Annotated in this window: 18 protein-coding genes and 2 riboswitches; of the genes, 1 reads left to right on the top strand and 17 read right to left on the bottom strand. The window is 41.1% G+C overall.

Annotated features, from left to right (window positions below):
• Positions 1-171 precede the first annotated feature (171 nt).
• The 14 genes from glcT to ABC374_RS27320 form a co-directional block, all read right to left on the bottom strand.
• Complete coding sequence (gene glcT, locus ABC374_RS27255) at positions 172-1,014, bottom strand: glucose PTS transporter transcription antiterminator GlcT (RefSeq protein WP_413020502.1); 843 nt, start codon at positions 1,012-1,014, stop codon at positions 172-174.
• A gap of 152 nt (positions 1,015-1,166) precedes the next feature.
• The gene (locus ABC374_RS27260; RefSeq protein WP_350301002.1) at positions 1,167-2,498 is read right to left on the bottom strand and encodes an NCS2 family permease; all 1,332 of its coding nucleotides are present in this window, start codon (positions 2,496-2,498) and stop codon (positions 1,167-1,169) included.
• Between the two features lie 103 nt (positions 2,499-2,601).
• A riboswitch (purine riboswitch) is annotated at positions 2,602-2,703 on the bottom strand.
• 225 nt (positions 2,704-2,928) lie between these two features.
• Positions 2,929-4,485 (bottom strand): glutamine-hydrolyzing GMP synthase, encoded by a 1,557-nt coding sequence (gene guaA / locus ABC374_RS27265; protein WP_034306157.1) that lies wholly within the window; start codon positions 4,483-4,485, stop codon positions 2,929-2,931.
• Between the two features lie 142 nt (positions 4,486-4,627).
• Positions 4,628-4,729: riboswitch (purine riboswitch) on the bottom strand.
• Positions 4,730-4,765: 36 nt separating this feature from the next.
• On the bottom strand, positions 4,766-6,970 hold the full coding sequence (locus tag ABC374_RS27270; protein ID WP_413020504.1) for a DUF4129 domain-containing transglutaminase family protein: 2,205 nt from the start codon (positions 6,968-6,970) through the stop codon (positions 4,766-4,768).
• Positions 6,967-8,127 carry a DUF58 domain-containing protein gene (locus ABC374_RS27275; protein ID WP_413020505.1) on the bottom strand — a complete coding sequence of 387 codons (1,161 nt, stop codon included), beginning with the start codon at positions 8,125-8,127 and terminating at the stop codon, positions 6,967-6,969. The genes ABC374_RS27270 and ABC374_RS27275 overlap by 4 nt, the downstream gene beginning before the upstream one ends.
• A 32-nt stretch (positions 8,128-8,159) precedes the next feature.
• Complete coding sequence (locus ABC374_RS27280) at positions 8,160-9,116, bottom strand: AAA family ATPase (RefSeq protein ID WP_413020506.1); 957 nt, start codon at positions 9,114-9,116, stop codon at positions 8,160-8,162.
• A 1,022-nt stretch (positions 9,117-10,138) separates the two neighbouring features.
• Positions 10,139-10,621: a type VII secretion protein EssA gene (gene essA, locus ABC374_RS27285; protein WP_350300998.1), complete on the bottom strand. Its 483-nt coding sequence runs from the start codon at positions 10,619-10,621 to the stop codon at positions 10,139-10,141.
• A complete protein-coding gene (locus ABC374_RS27290) occupies positions 10,608-12,371 on the bottom strand; it encodes a hypothetical protein (RefSeq protein ID WP_413020507.1) in 1,764 nt (587 codons plus the stop codon). The genes essA and ABC374_RS27290 overlap by 14 nt, the downstream gene beginning before the upstream one ends.
• 88 nt (positions 12,372-12,459) lie before the next feature.
• Positions 12,460-13,536, bottom strand: a complete 1,077-nt coding sequence (gene esaA / locus ABC374_RS27295) for a type VII secretion protein EsaA (RefSeq protein WP_413020508.1) — start codon at positions 13,534-13,536, stop codon at positions 12,460-12,462.
• The gene (gene essC, locus ABC374_RS27300; protein WP_413020509.1) at positions 13,529-18,010 is read right to left on the bottom strand and encodes a type VII secretion protein EssC; all 4,482 of its coding nucleotides are present in this window, start codon (positions 18,008-18,010) and stop codon (positions 13,529-13,531) included. The genes esaA and essC overlap by 8 nt, the downstream gene beginning before the upstream one ends.
• A gap of 30 nt (positions 18,011-18,040) precedes the next feature.
• Complete coding sequence (gene essB, locus ABC374_RS27305) at positions 18,041-19,360, bottom strand: type VII secretion protein EssB (RefSeq protein WP_413020510.1); 1,320 nt, start codon at positions 19,358-19,360, stop codon at positions 18,041-18,043.
• A gap of 71 nt (positions 19,361-19,431) precedes the next feature.
• Complete coding sequence (yukD, locus tag ABC374_RS27310; protein ID WP_053537134.1) at positions 19,432-19,671, bottom strand: ESX secretion system protein YukD; 240 nt, start codon at positions 19,669-19,671, stop codon at positions 19,432-19,434.
• Between the two features lie 95 nt (positions 19,672-19,766).
• Positions 19,767-20,057, bottom strand: coding sequence for a WXG100 family type VII secretion target (locus tag ABC374_RS27315; protein WP_034306171.1), 291 nt, complete (start codon positions 20,055-20,057; stop codon positions 19,767-19,769).
• Between the two features lie 438 nt (positions 20,058-20,495).
• Complete coding sequence (locus tag ABC374_RS27320) at positions 20,496-21,410, bottom strand: nucleoside hydrolase (RefSeq protein ID WP_350302767.1); 915 nt, start codon at positions 21,408-21,410, stop codon at positions 20,496-20,498.
• A gap of 366 nt (positions 21,411-21,776) precedes the next feature.
• Here ABC374_RS27320 and ABC374_RS27325 point away from each other — a divergent pair, with 366 nt between their 5' ends.
• A complete protein-coding gene (locus tag ABC374_RS27325; RefSeq protein ID WP_101225656.1) occupies positions 21,777-21,959 on the top strand; it encodes a hypothetical protein in 183 nt (60 codons plus the stop codon).
• Positions 21,960-22,018: 59 nt separating this feature from the next.
• On the opposite strand, the gene ABC374_RS27330 is transcribed toward ABC374_RS27325, so the two are convergent.
• The 3 genes from ABC374_RS27330 to ABC374_RS27340 form a co-directional block, all read right to left on the bottom strand.
• A complete protein-coding gene (locus ABC374_RS27330) occupies positions 22,019-23,746 on the bottom strand; it encodes a glycine betaine ABC transporter substrate-binding protein (protein ID WP_413020511.1) in 1,728 nt (575 codons plus the stop codon).
• A gap of 4 nt (positions 23,747-23,750) precedes the next feature.
• The gene (locus ABC374_RS27335) at positions 23,751-24,956 is read right to left on the bottom strand and encodes a quaternary amine ABC transporter ATP-binding protein (protein WP_350300988.1); all 1,206 of its coding nucleotides are present in this window, start codon (positions 24,954-24,956) and stop codon (positions 23,751-23,753) included.
• Positions 24,957-26,112: 1,156 nt separating this feature from the next.
• Positions 26,113-26,508 (bottom strand): sporulation protein, encoded by a 396-nt coding sequence (locus ABC374_RS27340; protein WP_413020513.1) that lies wholly within the window; start codon positions 26,506-26,508, stop codon positions 26,113-26,115.
• Positions 26,509-26,568: the final 60 nt, after the last annotated feature.

Here is a 26,568-nt window from a genome sequence, read left to right on the forward strand (position 1 = left end):
GTTACATTTACGATGGTATTCATCTTCCCACGCATCAGAATTCAAATACAAAAAAGGCATAAGCAAAGATAGGATTGAAATGAAAATTCAGGTATATAATACCCTCTTTCATGACAATCATTCTCCTCACTTATGCCTGATCGAATCAGTAACACGTAAGTTAATGTATGTTTATTTAATTTTCTTTTGTAATCGTTGGATATGCATCGTTAGATAGACAGCTTCCGCATCACAAACCGGTCTGCCTAATTTCTGCTGCATAATCTTTATTAGCTTCCAAGAGATATTGTAACACAAAGGATATTCTTCTTTCAATAGCATTGCTATTTTTTCGGGTTCCTCTACTTTTTCGCCAGCCAACACCCTGTCTATCATGAATCTTAAATGACGGACCAAACGTGAATAATCAATGCTATCCTTATTAATTTGTGCGTTGAGCTGTTCTTCAACAACTTGGATAAGCTGATAGATTAACTGCGAATGCTGATTGACTTCCGATAAGTCTTTATTTGATATTGCGCTATGAATATGAAGCGTAATAAAACCGATTTCCCCTTGGGGCAGGCCTATGCCTGTCTTATCTTGAATTAATTCTACTACATCGACAGCAATATCATGTTCAAAAGGATAAAGGGTTATCGTTTCTTTCAAGAATGGGTTTTTAATAGTCATTCCTTGTGAAACACGCTGAAGGGCGAACAATAAATGATCAGTTAAACCGACATGTATATGTTCATTGAGTTTTCCAGTTACTCGGTCGTTAATGAGATGAATGGATTCTATAATGGCAGCTTGAAGATTTTGATCGATCTGCGGCAAAAGTTTTTTGTAACTTTCCTGTTCCTTGACATTTTTCAGGACAAACGTCTTCTCCGCAAGTTCCGGACTTAACTCTTCGCCTTTCTTTCGGTTGAAGCCTAAGCCCTTTCCAATAGAAACGACTTCTCCATACGACGGATGCGTGGCAATCACCACATTATTGTTCAAAACCTTTTCAACGATAAAACCATTCATTTTTCTCCCTCTTTTTTTCTCAAAGTCATCCCTATGCCCCATACAGGATAAAGTGCTTAGTACTTAGTCCTTTTACTATACACGATATGAGCTTTCTCTTACAACATGAAAGAAGAGCCCCGAAATCAGGACTCTCCTTACTTATTGCATTATTACTTCAAGAAAATGAAATATAGCAGGAAAACGACTCCAAGACCCCACATGATTGGGTGAACCTCTTTAGCTCTCCCTTTCATTGACATGGTGATCGGATAGAAGATGAATCCGCAAGCTATACCTGTCGCAATTGAATATGTCATAGGCATCATGATAACCGTAAAGAAGGCCGGAACCGCAATTTCGAACTTTTGCCAGTCAATATTTTTAAGTGATGATGCCATTAATACTCCGACTATAACCAATGCCGGCGCAGTCACCGCAGATGTCACCACCGATAGAAGCGGGAAGAAGAATAGGGATAGGACAAAAAGCAATCCTGTCACTACAGCCGCAAAACCACTTCGAGCACCAGCGGCAACACCTGATGTAGACTCTACATAAGATGTCGTCGTGGATGTACCAAGAATTGCACCAGAAACGATGGATAATGAATCAGCAAGTAATCCTTTTCCCACTCTAGGAAGAACATTATCCTTCATCAAACCAGCTTGTTGCGCGACAGCCACCAACGTACCGGCTGTATCAAAGAACGCTACGAACAAGAAGGTCAGTATCACGATTAACATTTGACCAGTGAAGAGATCACCGGGATTTCCAAAGGCATCGAACGCAACCCCGAATGTAGGCGCTATGCTAGGAACGGCACCGATTATTTTCTCCGGCACCGGAACTTGTCCAAAGATCATCCCTGCAATGGCTGTAATGACCATCCCTATGAACACGCCGCTTTTGACACCTCTCGTCATCAAAATGACGGTTACGACAATCCCGAACACAGCCAATAATGTATTACCTGATGTCAAGTCTCCCAGTCCAACAAGAACGCTGTCATCATTCGTGATGATTCCAGCATTCTGAAACCCTACAAAAGTAATGAATAAACCGATACCGGCACCAACTGCGTATTTCAATTCGACTGGAATTGCATTAATGATTTTCTCACGTATTCCCGATAGGGAAAGCAAAACGAAGATAATACCTGAAATCAAAACTCCTGTTAAAGCAGTCTGCCAAGGGATTCCAAAACCAAGTACAACGGTAAAAGCGAAGAAAGCATTCAAACCCATACCTGGAGCAAGCGAGATTGGATACCTGGCTATGAGTCCCATCAATATCGAGCCGATTGCGGCAGACAAGGCGGTCGCTGCAAAAACCGCTCCGTAGTCCATTCTCAATTCATCCGGATAGTCCTCGATGCTTTGTAAAGTCAGCATCACAGGGTTAACAACCAGGATATATGCCATTGAAAGGAACGTAGTCAGTCCACCAAGTATTTCACGGCGATAATTAGTTCCCAGCTCGTTAAACCGAAAATAATTTTTCATTATGAGTCTCCCCTATCATAAAATCGTGCCAACAGAAAATGCCCCATTCGCTTACGAACAGGGCTTGACTGCGGTCATGTAAAGAAGTGGCGGTTTATCCAACTCGCCAATCCTTCCACATCGTAGTCAAGCCGTTCACGGCAGCTTGGTAGAAACTTTTGGGCCATATCCCCAATATTATACGACAATTATGTTTTTTTATTATTATAGGTATAGTGTATCAGTCACTAAAATAATCGTCAATATATCAAACGAATATTTTTTATGTAATTTTAGGCAATGTTCGCTTTTCGCTATATATTCATTACTTATTATGGCTATATCTTCGCCAACATACGTGAAATGTAAGTAATCTACATATTCAAATATTATTTTGACCAAAAAAATCAGTGAAGGATATTTCCTTCACTGATTGGATGATTTTAATCTTCTATTCCCACTCGATCGTTGCAGGTGGCTTAGACGTAATATCATAAACTACGCGGTTTACATGGTTTACTTCATTAACGATTCTCGTTGAGATGATTTCAAGTACATCCCAAGGGATTCTTGCCCAATCGGAAGTCATTCCGTCAATGGATGTAACCGCACGGATCCCGATAGTATAATCATACGTACGCGCGTCGCCCATTACCCCTACGCTTCGAATGTTAGGAAGCACCGTGAAGTACTGCCAAATTTCACGTTCCAAACCATTCTTTCTAATTTCTTCACGTAAGATATGGTCAGATTCACGAACGATTTCAAGTTTTTCATCTGAAATTTCACCTAATACACGAATACCTAAACCTGGACCCGGGAATGGTTGACGCCAAACGATTTCATCCGGAATGCCCATTTCACTACCAAGTGCACGCACTTCATCCTTGAACAGGGTGTTCAAAGGCTCGATCAATTTAAATTGCATATCTTCCGGCAGACCGCCAACGTTGTGATGCGATTTAATTGTTTGTGCAGTGGCCGTACCACTTTCAATAATGTCTGTGTAAAGTGTACCCTGTGCAAGGAAATCAATTCCTTCAAGCTTCGTTGCTTCGTCATCGAATACGTAGATGAACTCGTTACCGATGATTTTCCGTTTTTGTTCCGGATCTGAAACGCCAGCAAGTTTCGATAGGAAACGTTCTTTTGCATCGACCTTGATTACGTTCATATTGAAACCTTCCCTGAATGTTTCCATTACACCTTCGGCTTCCCCTTTACGAAGTAATCCATGATCAACGAAAATACATGTCAGCTGATCGCCAATCGCTTTATGGATCAATACAGCAACAACGGATGAATCCACCCCGCCGCTCAATGCGCATAACACTTTTTTATCTCCGACCGTTTGGCGGATTTTCTCCATCTCTATTTCAATGAAGTTCTCCATTGACCAGTCACCTTTGCAGCCACAAACGCCGAATACGAAATTTTTCAAAATGTCATTACCGTATACGGAATGACGGACTTCAGGATGGAATTGCACGGCATACAATTTACGTGACTCGTCACTCATAGCAGAAATTGGGCAAGACGGGTTCGTCCCATCAATTTGGAAACCTTCAGGCGTTTCCACAACTAAATCACCATGGCTCATCCAGACGATCTGTTCTTTCGGCAGGTCACTGAATAACTTAGACTCATTTTGGATGGCAAGTGTCGCTTTTCCGTATTCCCGGTTTTTCGCTGGTTCCACCTTACCGCCAAAATGTTTAGTCATAAGCTGCATGCCATAACAAATACCGAAAATCGGAAGGCCCATTTCGAATATGCGTTCATCACAACCAAATGCATTTGCATCATAAACACTATTCGGACCCCCTGAGAAAATGATTCCCGTTGGGTTCATTTTCTCGATTTCTTCTACAGTAATTGTATGAGGATGAAGCTCACTGTACACACCAAATTCGCGGATACGACGAGTGATCAATTGATTATATTGGCTTCCGAAATCAAGTACTACGATCATTTCCTGGTTTTTTTGCAATTCTGTTTTCCCCGGCACAAACGTCACCTCTATCAATGTAATTCACTCATAAAATCGAGTGATAATTTCTTATAAAAAATATTATCATAAAAAAAGAAAAACTAAAAATCCACCCTCAAAAATACAGAAAAAGTATAGACGAAGGCAGATTTTCAGCTTTCTTGTTAAAATCCGCCTTCATAGTCAAATCATTTACGGTGATTCGGTAGAAACTTTCGATCCATATTATCGAGGATATATGAAGGATATATTAGTTTAAGTTAGTTTTTGTTATTGTATCAATATAATAAAAACCTGGTCAAGAGCTAGTTTTTCTCATTAAGCTTTCCCAACCTTTTTGAAAGTGCTTCCATTCGCCATCTTCCACGTCTCCACGATATATCATTAACTCGTATCCAGCCGTCAATTCACTCATCTCATCCGTATCGTACACTGCATCCACATAGGCGGCGTACTCCCTTAGGGTTTGCCCCTCCGGACGAACTAAACCAGCTCGTTTTAATTGTTTCAATAAAATTAAATAGGCTGTCGAGAAATGAGCACCGGTTTTCCTTCTATAACGAAGAATCTGCAGATGAGGAATCCATCTCCTTCTGAAGAAATAACCAATAGAAGCGAGAATCAATGCACCTGACAATGAGATGGCAGTCCATTTTAAGAACCCATCCATGTTCCTGATACCAGTTTTCTCGGATGATTGAGTTTCCCTATCGGGTGTATCCTGGCGTTCCCTGGTCTCTTTCTTTGTTTGCTCTTCATTATTTGGAGTTTCTTCAGGCTTCTTGATCGCTTCCTGTTTCAATTCCGAATCGTAAAATTCAACTTCCCCATTGAAACCCTTTGTCGGCTCGAAGGGAACCCAGCCTATCCCTGAAAAATATACCTCGACCCAGGAATGTGCATTATTATTGGTCACCTTATAAACGGATTCGCCATCAAGGATTGATTTTTCCCCTTCCGTGTAGCCCTTTACCCACCTGGCAGGTATATTGGCGGCACGGAGTAAAACGACCATTGCACTTGAAAAATTATCACAATACCCTATCTGTGTCTCGAATAAAAATTGATCGACATAATCTTGGTTGCTCTCAGGATACGGAATATCGTCCTTAGAATAAATGAATTCATGCCCGTCAAAATAATCCTCAATGGCTTTTGCCTTATCGTACCAATTCTTTTCATTCCTTGTAAGCTGGGATGCCAATTCATATATCCGGTTTGGCATTCCCTCTGGAAGCTGCGTGTTCTTTTCCATTAATAAATCCATTGAATCGTCAGGTTCCGTTACTTTCCTTAACTCAGCTATATCAAAACTCGGCATATCATAGACCAGCTCATACTCTTTCATGGACAGTCGTTCGCCATTATCCTTTTCAGAAATTACTTTGTCCATACCCTCATAATATTTGAAATCCATCCCGTTTTTGCCCTCAATCTTTTTTAAATACCCGGACTGCGGATGAAGGATATGGGAATATGATTCCGTCATGGACACTTTTGCCGTCATTTCTTCTGTCGTCACCACTTCAGGAACGTCGTAAATATCTAAAGATGCAATGTCCTGCCCGTTGGAAAAAGTGTGAAAGTCCGTTTCCAGTATGGAAACCCACCCTTTACCGGTATAAATATCCTTGTTCTCGACTTTCCAGTAATGTCCTGCAGGAGCATTATTATAAAAAACGATGGAACCATCCGGCTCTATCGATCCGCCAAGATCCGAATCGTCTTCATCATATCCGACACTTTTACGCTTCGAACCACCGTCTTCTTTCCCCGCTTTATCAGAATAAGAGGTAATATAAGGCACTGGGTCAGGCCACTGCGGAGAGAGCTTTGGGGCAGTGAAACCGACAAGGACACTCACCAATATCATACCGGTCAGCATTAAGATCCACTTATTGACGGAAGCCATCGAAAACTTGATCCGCTCCTGTATCGTAAGTCGCAGCAGGGACAGCAGGCCTAGCATCAAGAACCCGATGATGATGATTCTAATCATTGCCTTATCCCCCACATAGGGAGTGAATGTGTCAAGTACAGATATAAAAATCACCGTTAACATAAAAAAGAAAAAAATGCTTTGCCTTACCATCACCCAGTAATGAATCAAATACGTTACAAGCCACAGAAGGACAAAAAATAGAAACGTTCGAAATGGATTTGTGATCAACTCCCAATTACCATCATATATAAAACCAAGATTGGCCGTAAAATCCGCTAGGAATCCTTCTTTCAGCCATGATAATTGAAATAAAGCGCCCTTTGAATGGAGGAACTGTAATGAAATCATTATATAAGCACTAATGAGAATAAACCGGATTGACCAATGTATGCGGAAATAATGCAGTAGCAGGGAATAGAGCAAAAATACGATAAAAATGATGATATTACCTGTATCTGTGAGTTTATCGACAGGCCTCAACCATTCAGTAATCAACAACAGACCAAATACATACATGAGTACGTGCATGAAGCTTTCCAACTTTTCGGTGGTGACATTCATTTCGCCATCACCTCTGATCTGTCAGACTTAAGTTGGCCATGTTCAAAAAAGCTAACCTTTATCCCCCTCGAAACAGCTGCAGAGCTTGACAGCCTTTCCTCATCAGTAAGATCCGCCTGTTTCTTCATACATAACATTAATCCCTGTTTAGGCCGGAAAGCACTCAATATGTCCACCTTTTCTAAGGTTAAGTCTGAAACGATGAATATCACAACAGCATTTGCCGGAAGAATTCCCTTCCTGGCATTTTCGTTCAAATCGTTTGCCACTCTCGGCTCTTCTTTAACAAGTCGGTTAAAAATCTTTCGTTTCTGGTTATTGCCCGCTGCTGCCGGTATGATTAACCTCGATCTCCTGCTCACATACCCAATTTCCATGCCTTTCTTTAACAGGGCGTGTGCAATGGAAGCAGCCATTTCAATGGATTCTTCGAATAAATCCGACGGCTTTTCATCAAGCATGATGAATATATCCCGGTTTTTCTGCACTTCGAATTCCTTCGTCATGATTTCACTCGTTCTAGCCGTCGCCTTCCAGTTAATCCATGACAGCTGATCGCCTGGCTGATATTCCCTTACCCCTGAGACAACTGAATGTTCCCGTTGTGTTTTCTTTGTAGAAACCACTGCCCCCTGATTGAACACTCGATCAAGATCACTGTAGGCAAGCTCATGATAACGAGGAAAAACAGTTATTTTCAAAGGTGAACTATATATCGATTCTTTTTCGACTAGCCCGAAAAAATCCCCAATCCAAAAGCGGATCGATTGAAACGAATGCTCTCCGCGCTGCAAATTTCCCAAGGTATATGACATGCTGAAGGTACGCTTGAATCCCGGAAAGATAATTATTTTCCTTTGGAATCCCCTATCTTCCATCTTCTGAGGCAATTCCTCCTCTACCACCATGAATAATAGGGGCAGCCGATTTTTACGGGTAAACGTCAATGCTATCTCAACAGATTCGCCGGCCTGGCATTCCCTTTTATTGACCTTTCTCTCAACGGTAAAATCATGCAGCGGATAAAACAGCAGAATCAAAGCGTACACAGAAAACGGCAAAAATGAATAAAAAATGAACCAACTGACAAAACCGCCTTGAAACATGGCATAGCAAAAGGAAACGGTCATGAGTAATACAAGTCCGATCACACTCATATTTCCTCTTAAAATGTTGATGAATTTGCGCATTAGGTCACAGCCCGCTTCACTGGCACTTGTGTTGTCGCGACAATTTCATGTATCACCATTCCAGCATCGAAGCCCTCATAATTCGCTTCAGGTTTCAAAATAAGCCGGTGGGAAAATACGAATGGAACTAAATATTGAACATCGTCCGGCAGGACATAGTCCCTGCCCTGGATCAGCGCGTAAGCCTGGGCTGCCTTCATCAATGCTATCGATCCACGCGGGCTCACCCCTAAATAGACCCCTTCATGCGAACGTGTTTGATTCGCCAATTCAACAATGTATCGTTTTATTGTGTCATCCACTATCACCGCTTTTACCTCAGCCTGTAATTCTATCAATTCATTCAAGGTGATGGCGGATTCCAGCTCCTCAAGCGGTGCCGTGTATTGAACTCTATGAAGAACCTCTATCTCTTCTTCCACACCGGGATAGCCCATTTTCATTTTTAATAGGAATCTATCCAATTGAGCCTCCGGAAGCGGATATGTTCCCTCGTACTCGATCGGATTTTGCGTCGCCATTACGAAGAACGGCTTCTCCAATCCTCTTGTGACACCATCAATCGTCACACTTGCCTCTTCCATGGCTTCAAGCAATGCAGACTGAGTTTTCGGCGAGGTCCGGTTAATTTCATCGGCTAAAATAATATGTCCCATTATCGGACCTGGCCTAAAAATGAATTCTTGTTCCTTAGGATTGAAGATCGAAACACCGGTAACATCAGAAGGAAGTAAATCAGGTGTAAATTGAATTCGCTTAAAGCTTGCACCTATTGATTTTGCCAGTGCCCTTACCATGACTGTCTTTCCGACGCCCGGAACATCCTCCAATAAGACATGTCCGCCAGAAAGGAGTGCCACGATGCTTAGTTCCGCTATATCCCGTTTTCCGATAATCACCTTTTCGATATTCCTTAGAACCATTTCCAGTTTTTGATTGACCTGCTTATAAATCATTCTCTACCTCCCGGGATTCACATTATCACTATTTCATACCTTCTCTATATCACTTATTTTACATTAAGCTCCAATTAAACCTTACATTGTAAGTTTACTAGATAATCGGTAAACCATAAACGAATTTGTATTAAAAATATTAATGCTGCTTAATGAAATAGGAATGTTAAACTGTTGCTAAGTGAATATGAACCAACGATGACGTCCATTTGTTGAATGAAAATGTCATGTCACGCTGTTGAACTCGCAGCAAAGACTGTTTATCCTGACTTGTTCAATTAACCGATAGGATGTGCCAATAAATCGGCGCATCGCAGTTTACAGACAAAAGGGGTTCGGAATTAAAAAATTCCGAACCCCTTTTGAAATTATTTTGGCAGTTAAGAGAATTGGGCTCTACGATCGACTATGTTAAGCCATTTTTGGTCCTTGCCATATTGAAAGCGAAAATAAGTAGCGTCTTTATCGACAATATTTTAAGTCCCCTAATAGTATTCCAACGAATACCATGCTTAATCGTTTCTTTGCGTTTTGGATATTTAGGTTTTACATCTTGATGTTTACGCAGATGATGTGCTTCTGACACATATGGTCGCCAGTCCTCAGGTATATGGTTTCTATATGTTATAACAAGAGGAAGGTACGAGACTCCTGAGGGACCCGCAGGCGCAAGCCGAGGAGGCTCCCGGACCGCCCGCGGAAAGCGAGTTTCTTGAGCGGAAATCAACGTCCAAATTGTACAAGCCATAAAAAAACGGCAGGCAAACTCCAATTATCCACCTTTTCATAATTTCCCTCTCCGGTCTTTAGGGCAAGTCACGCCCCTCTGATCTGTATATTCTTTTTCTGTTTATGCTAAAATGAATGCAATCCACTCATAAGATATAAGAGGTACTGATCATGTATAAAAAATTCTTCATTTTGATCTTCGCAGCCGCCCTTCTTTTAGGGCTTATTAAAACCGTTATGGATATGTAGCAAAAAAGCCCGATTCCTGACTTATGCCAGGAATCGGGCTTTTTTCATTTTCGTTTAACCTCTCCATTCAGTTTCCCCATTTTCGGGATAAGGATAAAAAACAAACAAACGACCAAAAGTGCCAAAACGATGCCAAGCAATATCGTCAGGTCAAAATTAAGGGAAGGCTCTGTTTCTTCTTTGCTTCTCGTTCGAACGTCGACCTCCGAGAATAATCCAAGCTGATCCGCTTTTGAAGCGATGGTATTATTTTGATTCCCCGTTACCGGAGACAGAAACAATGAGTCCTCCACCGAGTCAATGACATCATATTTCCCTCTTTCAAAAGTGAGGTCCTTTTGTTCTTCAGGCAGTTTCCGCTTCTGATCCAACAATCCTTCTTCATGGAAATACTCAGTTTGAATATCAATATCGTTTTCTTGATATTCATTGGGCTCCACCATGGGTTCATCTTCCGCCCCGCCATGAGGTGCATGGCTAAAAAACAGGATGAGCAAGACAGGCATTACGTATTTATTCCACTTCATGGGCCATTGCTCTTCTTTCTGTAAGACGCTTCACTATATATGGAATGATCGTTGCAATAAGCGTCAGCACAATCAAGATGATACTAGCCGGAATGAATGCCGACTGATTTCCGAATTGAATGGACATATATACATCTGCAACCGGGTGGTCTACATTGAAATTAGGCATGATTAAATCCAATAATGGAATGGTAAAGAAACTGATCAAACCAATCACCAGGATAGCACCGACAAACGGCCCAATCGAGAAGGCAAGCCGGGTAAACGCTGAACAGAAGAATAAAAGCAGGACGGTGAAAACGGTCCATTTAATCTCCTGCATATCTCCCAGTGGATAGATCTTCAAACCATACATGCTGATGATTAAACCTACGATCAGATTCAATAAGGCAAACAAGGCCGCATGGACCATCATTGGAATGGTTTCATAATGATGCAGGAAGAAACCGATCAATAACCCAGATATGAGTATGATCACCAACATGACGATCGGCGGGATATTAACCTTTTCCTGATGCAGGACTTCCCCGCTGATTTGTACGGGATTTGCTAAATATTCGTACACATACCCGTTCTCCTGATCATCGACTAGAGTGTTATTCAAGACACTATAGACGTCCGTCTTTATTTTTACGGTCGAGTCTACATTTTGGGACCAATTATCATTAAGCTGATCGGCCCTTTCCTGTACTGACCCCACTTTCGCTTGCAGGTCTGCTGTATCCTTCGTGACAGTGTCCTGCCGTTCCGCTACAGAATTGACAAGCTCGGAAATGAAGCCGACAGTTGTTGCCGTATTGTCTTGAAGTGATACAAACATTTCTCCATCAAGGTTAACTGGCTGTTCGGCCTCCATTTCAGGAACTTCCATATGATCTGACAAATTGGCAGACACTTCTTGGGCCTTGCCGGTAATTGCCGCTAATTCAGCTAAAGTAGCTTTCTGCCCCGTTTCAACGTTAGCATCATATTCTTTCATATAACCAATAATGGAATCTGAGAACATTCCGAAGTTCTCATTGACTCCTGCTAAACTGGCTTTAACGAGTTTCGCTTCTTCATCTACGTTTCCGGAAACCCCATTTTTCAAGTTTTCCAATTCTTTTATATTGGCTGCAAATACCTTATCTACATTTGCTTCCGTGACTCTTTCAGCCAATTCACCATAAGAAGAGAGTGAACCATAATAGGCAAGGAGGGTAGTTGAATCCCGATTCGTGATAGGATTTTCAAAGGCCTTCACCAGCACCGCTCGCCTTTCTCCCCCCACCTTTTCAAGAAGTGATTGTTCGAGAGTCTTGATTTCTGCAATGGCCTCGTCGATTGTCATGCTTTGGATATCCTGTAATTTTTGAATATCTTCCTGTGACTTTTTCCATTGGTCACCTAAATCCTTATAATTCGTGCCGAGTTCATTATAATCAGCTTGTAATTGCGTAAACTGCGTCAGCAGATCATTATATGAATCTACCAGTGTATTAAACTCCGTGATCACTTGGTTATAATTTCCCGTTCTGCCGTTTACCGTTCCGCTGAGATTATTGATTTCCGCTTGGAGTTCCGCTGTAAGGATGTTGATTTGTTCAGCAGCTCCTTCACTTCCTTCTGCCGGCACCAAACTTTCAAGTGCCGTGTTAATCCCAGTGATTTGATCCAGCAATACCTGCAGTGACAGTTCATCAATCGGATCCTTCTTTTCAGGTGCGGCAACCGATTCACCTTTTCCCGTTTCCGTTTCAATATCTTCCATAGGCTTCGTTCCTTCACCAATAACCTCCCCATCACCAGAGCTGCTTGCAAGATTCCCTCTTTGCGCAAGCAAGGTAGACTGAAGGTTATCAAGAACCAGCCTCTTCCGATTGTTTCAATTGTTCAATCGAGCTTTGTTGATCTTGAGTGATTTTCGTAATTTGTTCTACTTGTTTATCCTTCATGCTTGTTGAAAATTGTTCCAATTCATTACTGCTGGAATCGAGCTTCTGCTGCATGATTCCAACATTCTCACTAATGCCTTGATCATTAAGACTGTATTTCGTATTCATCCCTTGCTGAATCTCAGGTATTGTTTGGTTGCCCTCATTCAGCACCTTGTCATATGATTGTACACTCTCCTTGACAAGCTGCTGATTTTGGGCAGAGGTTTTCTCAAAAAGGATACTTTGAGCTTTTTGATATTCCTCAAAAGAAACTACATCTTTCACAAAGGAAGCCATTTGAGTCTTCGTGTTCCCTATTTCATCCATTGTTTCATTACTTGTTTTGCCAGCATCCTTCGTCTCGGCAAAAACTCCTTCAAGCATGTCCTTATGCTGCTTGATTTCGCCGGCAAGGCTTTCCGAGCTTGGAGTATAAAACTCATACATCGTGTTTTGAAAAGCGATTTCTTTAGCAAGGACATTATCGAACTTCTTACGGATGTCCTCGACTGATTGGGAAACATAGCTCCAATACTGTGTTGAAATATGCTTATTCATTTTGCTCTTTGTCTTCTCTAATTCCTTTTGTACCTTTTCCATGTTCTCTGCATTCAAACTAGGTTGTACCTTGTACTTAATCCCCGCCTTGATAGGCTGTTCATCATCGAATGTATAAATATTCTCTGAGAAATCGGATGGAAAATATATGACTGCATCATACTTTTCATTTGCAAGTCCACTTTCCGCCGTACTCCTATTTACCACAAACCACTCATATTCAGAATCCTTGTCCAGTGTAGTAACAAGCTCTGAGCCCATATAAATGGGATTATTGTTAAATTCAGTGCCATTATCTTCATTAACAATGGCGATTTCACGAGAAGCCGTTTCTGTCTTTTTCATTGGATTTTGACCAATATAAGAAAAAAACAGGATTGGCAGCGCTAAGATCACCAGTATTTTACCGATTAACAGCATCGGTTTTATTTTTTCAGACACTCTCTTGCACTCTCCTTCTTTCTTCACTTAGTGGAATTTGGATTTTACTCTCCTGGCCATTCAACACAAAGTATCCGTAACCCGGCTGTATTTCTTCTTCTTTTCTTGAATAAGAGAGGGTATACAAGCTTTGGTCCGATTTTTTAATAAGCAAAACAGCTTGTCTGACTTGTTTCAATTCGGTTGTCAACGAATCATATCCCTTGGTGAAGTCGTTGGCATTTCCAGCGACAATCAGACTAAACCCGAGATGGCTGTATTGTTTCATCAAACCGCTGATCCTATCCTGAATCCTGCCGTCGATCGTTTGTTGGAGCCTTGAGATGCTATCTATGACAAACATGATCGTTGGGAATTCCAGTTGCTTCATCGGTTTCATTTCCAATGCCGCTAGATAACTTCGTTCACGTTCTTCAAATATTCCAGTGATATGATCGAGCCATTCGGTTATCTGATCTTTTGTCTCCAAATAGCGCACCTTTTCCTCTAAGGCATAAGAAGATAGGCCACGATCCACTCCGTCAAATAAACCAATTTCCCCTATTGTCTGTGTAAGCAACGATTCCAGCAGCACTTTAAGGACATTCGTTTTCCCTTTACGTGACTGTCCTACGACAAGCAGGAATGGATTGGAATTCAACTCCAACAAAACAGGTGTAACGCTTTCCTCTGAAAGACCGATTGGAATGGAATCCTTCTTAATGGCTTGTGAGAAGTAACTCTTGAAGCTGCTGGAATCAAGACGTGCCGGTAACATCCGAATCGCCGGCGGCTTGGCCATTTCCTTATATTTAACCTTATGATCCGCCACGGCCTGTTTCATTTCTTCCAAAACGGCTATATCATCCGCTCCATCGGCTGGAAGATAAACCTGCGTGAGATAGGTTTGGTCCTTCTTCACTAACGCCCTTCCCGGAACAGGTTCATTTTCATAAGGGGTTCTTCCCAAAACCGAATATTGTTCCGAACTGTCCATTAAGTAATGGACGACCTTCGTCTTAAGACTATTCATTAACGGCTGGCGAATCGCATTGATTCTCGTTGCCGTTAAAATCATGAATATTCCAAGTGATTGTCCATCACGTGCAAACTGAACGAATTGCGCTTCCTGGTCCTGCATCTCATCCTTCACTAAGTCAAAATTGTCTACCACGATATAAATAATCGGCATTTTATCTTCCACTAATGCATTATAAAGCTTTATGTTACTAAGCTCCTTTTCTGAAAAAAGCTGCTTACGCCTTTCCATTTCCGCCTTCATGAATAACATGAATTTTTCGATTTTCCTTAGCTCATCGAACCTAAAGTATTCCCCAGTATGAGGCAGCTGGCGCATTGGCAGTAAAGCGCTATTCCCGAAATCGAAAATATAATAATGCAATTCTTCAGGACTGAATTGATCTGCAAAACTAAAGAGAAGTGTCAATACGGTGGTTGACTTGCCGTACCCGGAAGAACCAAAAACACCAACATTCCCATCTTCAATCCAGTTATAGACATAATTTGTCTGGCTCTGCAATTCGGGCTCATCCTTCATTCCCAGGTGGATTTGATTCCTCGTCAGGCTTCTTTCAGCATTTCTCGATAAGCGATCTGAAAGAGGAGGCAGCCATGGGCTTGCCAACTTCTTAATCTCCATTTCTTCCTGTGTCGCCACAATTCGGTCCGCCACGGCTTCAATTTCACTAATCTTTTCTTTCCTCTTATTAGTGGTTTGTTCCGTTACATTTGAGATTTGAACAAGTCCAAGGTCCGTGACTAGTGCCACTTCATCCTCAGATCCAACCGTATCCTCTAAATATGGTGCACCGCTCCACGCAGACTGGAACAATTCATAAACCTCGTTATTTCCTACCTGCAAATATCCCCGTCCGGTGACAGTAATATTTGCCGCATCGCTATTTTTAAGAATTTCCTTACTATCATTGGCATCTTGCACTTTCAAGGAAATTTTAAAGCGGGCATTGCTCCAAATCTGGTTATCAATAACACCGCCCGGCTTTTGTGTAGCAAGAATTAAATGAACTCCCAAGCTCCGTCCAATTCGCGCCGTACTCACTAATTCGCGGATAAAATCAGGTTCTTCGTTTTTAAGTTCCGCAAACTCATCTGATATCAAAAATAAATGCGGTAACGGTTCATCCGCTTTGCCTTCTTTGTATAAATCCGTGTAATCGTTGATATGATTGACTTCGTATCGATCAAACATGCGCTGGCGTTTCTTCAATTCGCTATTGATGGAGGCTAGTGCCCTGGCACTGAAGTTCTTGCTCCCCTCAATATTCGTAATGACTCCCAGCAGATGCGGAATCTGCCTGAATGGCTGTGCCATTCCCCCGCCTTTATAATCAATGAGCAAAAAGGCAACTTCATGTGGATGATAATGAACGGCTAATGAAAGGATGTAGGTTTGCAGTAATTCACTTTTTCCCGATCCTGTCGTTCCAGCAACCAAACCATGGGGGCCATGCGCCTTTTCATGCAAATTCAATTCAACCCTATCCGTTTTCCCTTTCAATCCAATGGGAACAGCCAAGGATTTGGAAGACTGATTGGTCCGCCAGTTTTGGCTGATAGGCAGATCTTCCACTTCACGAGCTTTCAATAATTCCAGGAATGATACCGTTTCTGGTATGGAATTGTTCATGCCTTTTTGATGATCAAGTGAACGCAGCGTACGTGCAAAACGCTCATTCCCTTCTTTTGAATGTGCATCAAGTGTAAATGGAGTATGAACGGCCTTCGTTTGCTGGATGAGAATCTCACCCTCAAAATCATTGATATACTTCACTAGTGTATGGACATTTTCCGTCAAACTCTCTTTTGCATCCGCTGCAAAAATCGTCGAGATGCCTAAATCGTCTGTTTTACCTTCTAAATATTCCAATATGACATGCTCCGCAATTAAATTACGATCCGTGACAATAAAGACAAAGTGGGGAGTGAATCTCACCTTCCCTTTGTTCTCATCCAAATCTCTTTCCCTCAATAGCTGATAAATCGAGGTCAGCAGTTGGTCACGTGACTGCTCATTATATATAAAGCCTTTTGCATAGGCATGCGGCAATTGAAAATGAGGGAGCCATTTCATCCATTCCCATTCCTGGTAATCCTTTTCCGGAAAAATGGCCACAAAGCGAACATCATGATAACTATGAAAAAAGGCCAGTTGCCCAATCAGTTGCTGCAGCTCCCGTTTAACAATCGATTCCTTTCCGACCAGGCCCATCGATCCGCTTGATAAATCGATCGATAACGGAAGATCATCCAGGTTTTTGTATACATCCACAAGTTCCTGCGACTGCTCAAGTAAATCATCTATATCCCGATTGGACATATCACTGCTATTTACCGACACCTGATAACTTGATGGTATGGTCGCCGTTCCGATTTTAAAATGCAGAGCATCTTCACTTTCCAAAGTTCGCTCCCATATACGGTCGCTAATACTGTCAGTCAGCAGCTTCATCCTTTCAAAGGAAGGGTAATGATAGAACAGCACATTCTTTTGTTTTTCAGACAGCTCTTGCAGTTCTTCCCTCTTCTGCTCTAAATACCTTGTATATACACGTTGACGTTTTTCTTCTCTGAGTTTTTGCTTCTTTTTGTCTTTAAAGTATTGTACCGTCGAGGTAACTAAAGTCGTTGTGAACATAACAATCGATATGATGATGAAAATGCCCCGAGGCTGAATGACCGTGATGACCCCCATGACGATTAGCATCATTAAAGGCGGCATAAGGATCAGCCATAACCCTCTATTATTATCTTCCGATTCTTGGCTCGGAAAAGATATCGTCACTTTCTCATCCGGCAATTCGTAGATCATCCTTGGTGTCCGGCGAAATTGTGGATAGTTTTTTTTCATTTCAGAGATTGGCTTCTTCATTTTAGCTAAAGATGTTTCATAGCTCTCGGCACTATGAATCATCAATAAGTCGCCTTCAATCAACCTCAGCACCATATTCGGCCAGCAAATCAGATCACCATTTTGAATGGGAACAGCTTTCGTTACTCTTTCACCATTCAGGAATATCCCGCAGTTTTCCTTTGGCATGAGTAGCCACTGCCCTTTATGGAGCACAAAGGAAACCCCATTGCCGGAAACGGGTCCTTCTTTACGGATAGTCGCTCCCGCCTTGGCCGATAAAGTGATTTCTTTCAAGTTGCCTATATAATAGAGGCTTTCTTCCAATTCCCCAGCCGTATAAAAAATCTCGACCTTTTCTTCTCCTTCATGAAAGGTGAAGCTCTGGAATGGCTGTATATCACCAAGCTTCATGTCCTCTCTAAACACCTCATATCCATCAAGTCCTTCAGGTTTATTCAGCTTGATAGGACCATGTTCAAAGGGAATGGAATATATGGTGATCGTATCCTGCTTTGATGGCCCAATCGTAATTGGACCGTTATGATTATCCTTGATCGTAAAGGATTGGTAGTTTCCCTTAGAATAAATCCATAATAAACTCATTAAATCTCACCTCCGCAAAAGGCTCATTGCTCACTCTTTGCTTTTCTCTTTTTCTTCAGATGATTTATTGGAGGAATCCTTACTTTCCGCTTCCTCTTTTACAGCAGGCTTTGCTTCCGTTTCGCCTTTGTCCTCTAAAGTAGACTCTGTTGAAGGCTGGTTCTCATCTTGCTGTTCCTCCAATTGCTTTTTCAATTCCTTTAGTTCATTTTCATATTGGGATAGCTCCGTATCGACTTCTTTAATTTGCGTTTCCTTTTCTTCCCCGGAAAGGTTATCGTCCAACTTAATCTGTTCTTTCAGATTTACGAGTCCATACATAATCAATTCACGATCCTCCATGATTCTCGCCAAATCGATCGCGTCTTCACTCATGCCCCTGCCTATATAAATCCAATATAAGAGATACTGGCTATCAGTCTGCAAAGTGATTGCATTTTCTACATTCTTCTTCCTGACATCACCCAACGGTTCATAAGCGACGTAGGACTTCGCAAGTTCATATTGAACGACATAAGGCATATTTTTCGGATCGTAGTTCTCCAACCGGTCAATGACTTCACTGTATTTTTGATTTAAAAAGCTTTCACCGCTTTCTACATATGCATCCTGCTTAGGTTGGGAGAAGAATAGTGTGTAAATCGTAAACAATAGCAGCGGCACTAGAACGATCACCGTACCCCAAAGTGTATAACGGCCCGTTTTCCATTTCTTTTCAGGGATATGCACAAATGCTTTTTCTTCCTTCTCTAAAGCATCTATCCGATTTTGAATGACCGTGGAAAGCTCATCCCAAGTCCCCGCTGCCAATATGCTTTGTGATTCGCTCGATAGTTTCAGGGTTTTATGGTAAAGCAGATACTCTTCGAATGCATACTGCCCATCCACAAGCGCTGAAATCGTTGCCTTCGTTTCTTTAAACAGCTCATCCTGATTATGCTCATAAGGAGGCAAACTGTCTTTTACGCCATAATGCAGGAAATATGGGGTCAAGCTTGAATCAAAAACGATATTTTCCGGACAAACGACAAGTTGCAGGCGACTCAATTCATGATTCCTGATTTTCTTCAAGATTTGATAAGACGATAACCATCTACTCAATGGATTTTTATCTTTAGCTTTGGAAAAAACAAAAAAAGAGGCTGGTGGATTTACTCTGATCTGCACCTCGTCCTCTGTCACTTCTATATGTTTCTGGAGAGCATCATCCGCTTCATGAATAAGCTGTAATTCCAGTGGGTCTTGCATCGATAATTTTGCCCGTTGGAAAACGAACAAATGCCCATTATCATCCTTCATCATTGCAGCTTCTGTTTTTTTCTCCAGATATGAGGATTTTTTCTCATCCATTTTATGTAACTCCTTTACCCCTGCTAAAGGGCTTTAGACTTTTTTCCTATAAAGAGTCCACACTTAATCCATTAGAGGATCTCTAGGCGGTCCCCCGTCGTAATTCCGCTATCAAGCAGGGTTTCATAACCTGAACATACGAACTCTTTATTCTGGACCCGCACCCAATAGCCTTCTTTAGGTGCACTGGCAATATCCTTTACCTGCCATATGATTTCCACAACCTTTTTGATGGAGCGGTAATTCGACACTTGCAAATCAAATACTTCCCCTGTATACCTGTTTAAATCAATCGTTAGTTGAATATATATGGAAACCACCTCTTTAAAGCAAAAAAGCACCACGATCTTCATAAAGAGTCGCGGCGCTTTTTCCTAGAAATTTCTTTATCTCATTGACCTAATGATTATCCGCGAATTTGACTAGCAATCTGATTATCTGTGTCTTCAAGGATTTGAGCTGATTTATTCAATTGTTGAGAAACTTCATTCAACAAGCGAGCCATATCCATGAATGAAGGCTTTAATTCTTCGTACTGGCCTACGAAAGCCTCACTGGAAGAACCTTCCCAAATACCAGTTAAATGATCTCTCATTCTATCTAAACGACCAATCATATCCGTTACTTGTTGGCTCTCATTATCATATTGTCTGGCTACATCTTTCAGTTCTGAAGGTGTTACGCGAATTTGTGACATAGAAAAAACTCCTCCTTTTATCTTATATAGTACATTTTAATAGAACCATACATTTTCTGCCATATAAATAACCACAAAGTCGAAAAATGGTAAATTATAATTATGCAAAAAACCCTAAATATGGCATTACGAAAGTCTATGTACCTGTTTTTTTCATATTTCCAAACCCATTTTTTAAATATTTTTTAACATTTTACTTATTTATGGTAAAAAAAGTTCCTTATACCCAATATTTCAGAACCACAACCCAATAATATGGTTTTCATCATAATAATAGTGACTTTAGACTTTCCTTTTAATCAAACGTTTGATTAAAGCTTGAATGCCACTATAATAATTCGGCCTGACTCCGATCTATTTATTCAACAGAAACAGGCCATCTCTTCCCAAAGGTTTTGGGAAAAGAGACAGCCTTAATAATTAATACATAATTCAATATCATATAACCCGTTCCAAGAAATGTTTCACAAACCGAGCACCTTCCACATTCGTACAGACGCGGATTCTTGGTTCGCCATCCTTTTGACCGATTGTCCTGCCTGTTTCTTCACCCTCGGTCACCACCTTGACGTTCATCCATTCTGCACTCACAAAACTTGAATCAATCGCTACCCCGACTGCAAGCGGATCATGAAGGGCGCAACCGCCCAAACCTGGATGAGAGTTTTCATATGCTTTCATATAATAATCGGTCATTTCCGCTAAAAATTCGGCGCTTTCCTTACCAGTGGCACGCCAATCATCAAGCTTCGATTTCAGCAGATATGTTTGCAGCGTCACATCAAGCCCCACTAGGGTGATTGGCAGTCCTGAAGTCAATACCTGATGTGCTGCTTCAGGATCTGATATTATGTTCGCTTCAGCATAAGGGGTTACATTTCCTGGTACGTTTACGGCACCGCCCATAATAACGACGTCTTTTACTAAGGACATGGTCATTGGGGCTTTTTTAATCGCCAATGCGATGTTAGTCAGTGGTCCAACTGCAATAATCGTGATTTCATGCGGTCGGCTTTGCACTTGATCGATAATGAAATCTACTGCATTTCCTTGTGCTGCATTGATGGTTGGTTCAAACCGAAGGGTATTTCCTAACCCGTCTTCCCCATGTACATGCTTGGGATACCTCTTCTTCCTTCCGCGCACCAAAGTTTGGTCAGCACCTTCAAAAACCGGAATGCGCCTATTTAATTTCTCCAAAACGGCAAGCGTATTGCGGGTTGATTCAACAACGGGCACGTTACCAAAGCAAGTGGTAAATCCGAGCACTTCCAATTCAGGGGAATTTAAAGCATATGCCATCGCCATGGCATCATCAATCCCAGTATCTACATCAAATATGATCGGTTTCAATATTTCCACACCTTCCAAAACACTTTTTGAGAGCCTTTTTAACAAATTCAATGCCTCTCTTTTCTCTTTCATATGTATAAAGAATCACTGTTTCCAACTGAATTTTAACATTCAACGATAGGCACTTCCACAGAAAGTTAGGAATAATCATAATTCGCAAACAAATGACAATGCCAGCTGGTTCTTGTTTCTACCAGTAAAAATAGTTGACCGCCCATAAATATCAATGATATAAAAAGTGAAAAGAAGAAGTTGTATCTTAGTAGTGAACTAATTCCTTTTCAACTTGTTCGATGCAATTAAGTCTACTCAAAAGGCAGTTATGAATACATGCGTTACGAATATGATATCCAAGGTGGAAAAAGGATGAAAATGTTTAAATTGATTGAAGATGATCCTTCTGCGTATAAAAAAGGAACAAAATTCTTTTTAATATCACATTCAGAATTCATTGGCGTGAAAAGCTATGTATTACTGGCTGAAGATTTGAAAGGAAAGATCGAAGTAACGGAAGAGGAATTGAGGAATAAATTCGTTTCCATCCATTGATCCCCAACGGCCTATTTAAAAAACGAGGGAATTTCATTTTTGAAATCCCCTCGTTTTTCTTATTTTAAGTCTTCAATCGAATCAATATCGACGTAATCCGGTACGACCAGACCAAGCTTTGTTCCTTTTAAGTTTGGTCCAAGGTCAACCATTTCATCTTTGTACTTATTATAGTATTCAAGATGTGTTCCCGGAAGCCATGCAGCCACCATGGCGTCCGCACTTCCGTTTGCTACGCCAGCAAACATCGGCCCCACTTCAACCTGACTTAATGTTACATCATAGCCATTCTGCTCCAGCACTTTGCTAATCACATTGGTACTGGCAATTTCAGTGTCCCAGGCAACATAAACCAGTTTGATCTTTTCACCATTTCCTGATTGTGCACCTTGGGTCCATTTGGACACTTTGTCCTGATTTTTCTTTATCCATTCTTCTGCTGCTTCTGAAGGAGACATCCCATCAGCAACCTTGACCATTACATCTTCCATATCTTTTGTTTCCCAGTAGAATTGATCAAGAATTTTATAGGCACCAGGCGCATCCTGTTCAAGTCCTTTTCTGGCAATGGAATTGATGTTTTCAGCCTTGCCGAAGGATCCATTCGGATCTTCGAGATATTTCAAGTCATATGTCGAGAACATCCAATGCGGTGACCATCCAGTAACGACGATCGGTTCTTTTTTATCAATTGCTTTTTTCAATTCTGCAACCATCGCTGCCGATGACCCTTCAACCACATTCCAGTCATCCAGCTTATAATCATCTATAGCCGTTTTAGTCAACTTCATTATTCCTGCTCCAGGTTCAATTCCGATGATTTCATAATTGGCTTTGGCAGCAAGACTGTTTTGATCCCCGTCCACTGCTTTTTCTTTTGTAAAAGTACTGAATAGTGCAGTACCCACAACAAGTAAAGCCAAAATCGTAAAAATGATTTTCCTGCTAACGATATGCTCGTAAGCTGGCTTACGAAGGTTTTGCGTGATACGATCGAGTATGATTGCAATGATTACGATGGATAATCCTGCTTCAAATCCTTGCCCCACATTAATTTGGCTGACAGCCCTGTAGACATCCGCCCCAAGTCCGGGTGCTCCAACCAATGAGGCTGTAACAACCATGGATAATGCCAGCATGATGCTTTGGTTAACTCCCGCCATAATCGTTGGAGTAGCCAATGGTATTTGTACCTTGAATAACTTTTGGCTGCTGGTTGAACCAAATGCATCAGATGCCTCTATCAAATCATTAGGCACTTCCTGAATCCCAAGATTGGTCATTCGGATTGTCGGTGCGATCGCGAAAATGAATGACGCGATGATTCCAGGCACTACCCCTATTCCAAAGAATAAAATCGAAGGAATCAAATAAACGAAGGCAGGCATCGTTTGCATGAAATCCAAGATTGGGGTTACGATATTGCGCACGGTTTTATTTTGGGCACACCATATTCCGATCGGTATCCCAATCAATATGGTGAGGAATCCTGACAAAATAACGATCGCCAGTGTTTGGATGCTTGATTCCCAATAACCAAGATTATCAATCAATAGTAAGCTGATTAATGTAAATAATCCCAATGTCCATTTGCTTGTATAGGTAACCAGAAGGGTCAGGACGATGATTAAAATGATCGAAGGTCCTGCACTCATTACATCGACCAAGATATTCAATAAACCCTCAATCACATTCGTTATAAATGTAAATAATCCAGCAAATACAATGGTAATCCAATCCACTAAAGAATCGACCCATGCTCCTAGTGGGATTTTCGGCATATTCATTGAATTATTCACTCTCCATTTCATTCAAGGAATCTTTATTTCCGGCCAAAGCACCGATAACGGCACCGCGAAGAAGAATTCCTTTAATTCTGTTCTGATCATCGATGACTGAAATTGGTAAGCTTGAAGTCGCCATCACATCCATGAGGTTTCCAAGTAATTCATCCTCTTTTACAGTTGGGATATCGGTTGTCATCACTTCAGAGATCGATTGGTTATTACTCATTGCCTGACGTGCCTGTTCAGCAGTCACGGCCCCCAATAACTTCTGCTTCCTATCCACAACGAAAATGCTGGAATACCCTTGTTTGCGCATGATTTCCAAGGCAACCCTCGGGCCTCTGTCCACCGCAATCTTCTCTGGGCGTATCATCACATGAGACGCTGTCAATACTTTTGATAGATCAACATCTTCCACAAACTTCTCGACGAATTCATTGGCCGGATTCATCATGATTTGTTCAGGGGTACCCAATTGAATTACACTTCCATCTTTCATAAGGGCAATTCTATCCCCGATTCTTAATGCTTCATCAAGATCATGGGTAATGAAAATGATCGTTTTTTTGTACTGATCTTGGATTTGAATCAGTTCATCCTGCATATCCTTACGAATCAATGGATCAAGGGCACTGAAGGCTTCATCCATCAGTAGGATATCCGTATCACTGGCGAGTGCCCGGGCTAACCCAACCCTTTGCTGCATACCGCCGCTAAGCTGTGATGGCATCTGATTTTCGTAGCCTTTCAATCCAACGGCCTCAAGAGCCTTCATCGCATTTTCATGACGTTTTGCCGGATCCATTTTTTTAATTTCGAGCCCGAATTCAGCGTTTTCCAATATCGTTTTATGCGGAAATAAAGCAAAGTTCTGAAAGACCATGCTTATTTTCTTTTGTCTGACTTCCCTTAACCGGGCCGCGTTCATCTTCACGATATCTTCATCATCAATTAAGATTTCACCCAAAGTGGGATCGATCAAACGATTGAACATGCGGATCAAAGTGGATTTCCCGCTTCCTGATAGGCCCATGATGACAAAAATCTCGCCGGGATAAATCTCGAAATTAACATTATTCACTCCGACCGTTTGTCCCGTTTCCTTCAAGATTTCTTTTTTCGTTTTGCCTTGCTTCAATAAGTCTGTTGCTGCTTTTGGAGATTTGCCAAAAATTTTCGAGACATTTCTGACTTCTACATTCGGCTTCATCAAGTCACCTCATTCTAATAGTTGCCCATATGATATTCAGTTTTGCTGAATTCCCCCGTTTTATGCGAGTGATGATTATTAATGCACAAGTATCTTGAAATAACCGAAATTCTACCCTAATGCTTTTTCTTCAAAAAAAGCGGAAGTGACACTTATTCAGTGCACAGGGCATAACGTGCATAGAAAAATAATCTATATTTATTATTCCCAAGAAGTACTTCTTTACTTGGATTATATTATGTGTGATAAATTGAGCATTTCAAGTAGGAAAAAAGAGGTGCAATCACAACTGAGGAAACAAGCAGGCACAACATATACCAACTGTAATATAAACGATTTCCACTTAGAGTTTTGTCCAGATGGACTTACGACTACCCTCTAATGTATTTCATTTCCTTAACCAGGTGGAATGATACTTGCATTGCAGTATAACACCAAAACGCATAGAAATATGATTATGGGATTCCCAATGTGTCTAATTTGAGCTTGCAGGGAAAAGAGGTGCAATACAACTGAGGAAACTAACAGGCACAGCATATACCAACTGAAATATAATGGTTTTTTTTTTAGAGTTTGGTCCAGTCCCAGCACACGGAATGAACCTGTATCCCTAAAGTACTTCATTACCTTAACAAAGAATGAATATAAATTCAAATGATGTGGGGCGGAATTGTTGTGTATATACGTTAAGATAGTGCACTTTATGAAAGTGGCACCACCCCTCTAAAAACATTGATTTATCAACGGTTAAAGCAAAACCGGGACATCGAAACATATTTTCGGACAAACGATTTATCATTTTTTTTAAATGGGAAATAATCTTACAATCGAATACTCTTCGAGGACAAAACCAGAAGTACAAAAAAAAACGATATATGGCTACTTTAGTTAGTGGATTGCCTTCTTTCAATTAATCCGTTCACAGAGCTTCTTTGGCTGTACAAGCTTTCAATGCTGCTAAAGATATTCAATAAAAGAAATACAGTCCATCACTAACATGTATGTATTTGAAAGTACTTTAGGTTTTGTAAAGAAATATAAAATAGAGATTTCCTGTTAACTTGGAGATTATGTGGCTAATCAAACAATTTATGAGTACATTCTTTTTTTCAACTTCACCCCTGGTGAAGTTGTTGCCGTTATAATCCTAAGGAACTTAGATTTGGTCTACTATTTGAATTATGTCCTGGTCCTCGCTTATTACTCCTTTATCAAAAAACAACCTCGTGTTAAATCGGTAGGATATGTGCTCTGATGACAGGGCAGCGGAAATCGGCAACTGGAATGAAAATGGAATAAGGATTTCCTGCTTCTCCTCTATAAATTTTGTTGTCAGTATGGTTGTGGTGTCAAAGATCCGTTGCACATTATTCACCTTGTCTAGCTGCACTAAGTCACACTCCAACCGTTTTATTTTTTGCTCACAGATTCCTCCTATTATGTAGTATTCACCTGTTATCCGTTCTCCCAGTCCATACATTACCTTAGGCAATTTAAGGTCGATTACAGCTTTTCCTACTCCTAATTGTGACAGATATCTTCTCAACAACAAGTTGTTTTCCCTCCTGGAATTTTACTACAACACTTAAAAATGATTAATGTTTGGTATTTA

It is taken from the genome of Peribacillus phoenicis (genome assembly GCF_047238085.1).
GTDB lineage: Bacteria > Bacillota > Bacilli > Bacillales > DSM-1321 > Peribacillus.

Bases quoted from the DNA above. Each gene is read 5' to 3' on its own strand.
- glcT (WP_413020502.1), bottom strand. From the start codon at position 1,014: ATGAATGGTTTTATCGTTGAAAAGGTTTTGAACAATAATGTGGTGATT.
- ABC374_RS27260 (WP_350301002.1), bottom strand. From the start codon at position 2,498: ATGAAAAATTATTTTCGGTTTAACGAGCTGGGAACTAATTATCGCCGT.
- ABC374_RS27270 (WP_413020504.1), bottom strand. From the start codon at position 6,970: ATGAATGTCACCACCGAAAAGTTGGAAAGCTTCATGCACGTACTCATG.
- ABC374_RS27275 (WP_413020505.1), bottom strand. From the start codon at position 8,127: ATGAGTGTGATCGGACTTGTATTACTCATGACCGTTTCCTTTTGCTAT.
- ABC374_RS27280 (WP_413020506.1), bottom strand. From the start codon at position 9,116: ATGATTTATAAGCAGGTCAATCAAAAACTGGAAATGGTTCTAAGGAAT.
- essA (WP_350300998.1), bottom strand. From the start codon at position 10,621: ATGAAGTGGAATAAATACGTAATGCCTGTCTTGCTCATCCTGTTTTTT.
- ABC374_RS27290 (WP_413020507.1), bottom strand. From the start codon at position 12,371: ATGGAAGATATTGAAACGGAAACGGGAAAAGGTGAATCGGTTGCCGCA.
- essC (WP_413020509.1), bottom strand. From the start codon at position 18,010: ATGAGTTTATTATGGATTTATTCTAAGGGAAACTACCAATCCTTTACG.
- essB (WP_413020510.1), bottom strand. From the start codon at position 19,360: ATGGATGAGAAAAAATCCTCATATCTGGAGAAAAAAACAGAAGCTGCA.
- ABC374_RS27315 (WP_034306171.1), bottom strand. From the start codon at position 20,057: ATGTCACAAATTCGCGTAACACCTTCAGAACTGAAAGATGTAGCCAGA.
- ABC374_RS27325 (WP_101225656.1), top strand. From the start codon at position 21,777: ATGAAAATGTTTAAATTGATTGAAGATGATCCTTCTGCGTATAAAAAA.
- ABC374_RS27330 (WP_413020511.1), bottom strand. From the start codon at position 23,746: ATGAATATGCCGAAAATCCCACTAGGAGCATGGGTCGATTCTTTAGTG.
- ABC374_RS27335 (WP_350300988.1), bottom strand. From the start codon at position 24,956: ATGAAGCCGAATGTAGAAGTCAGAAATGTCTCGAAAATTTTTGGCAAA.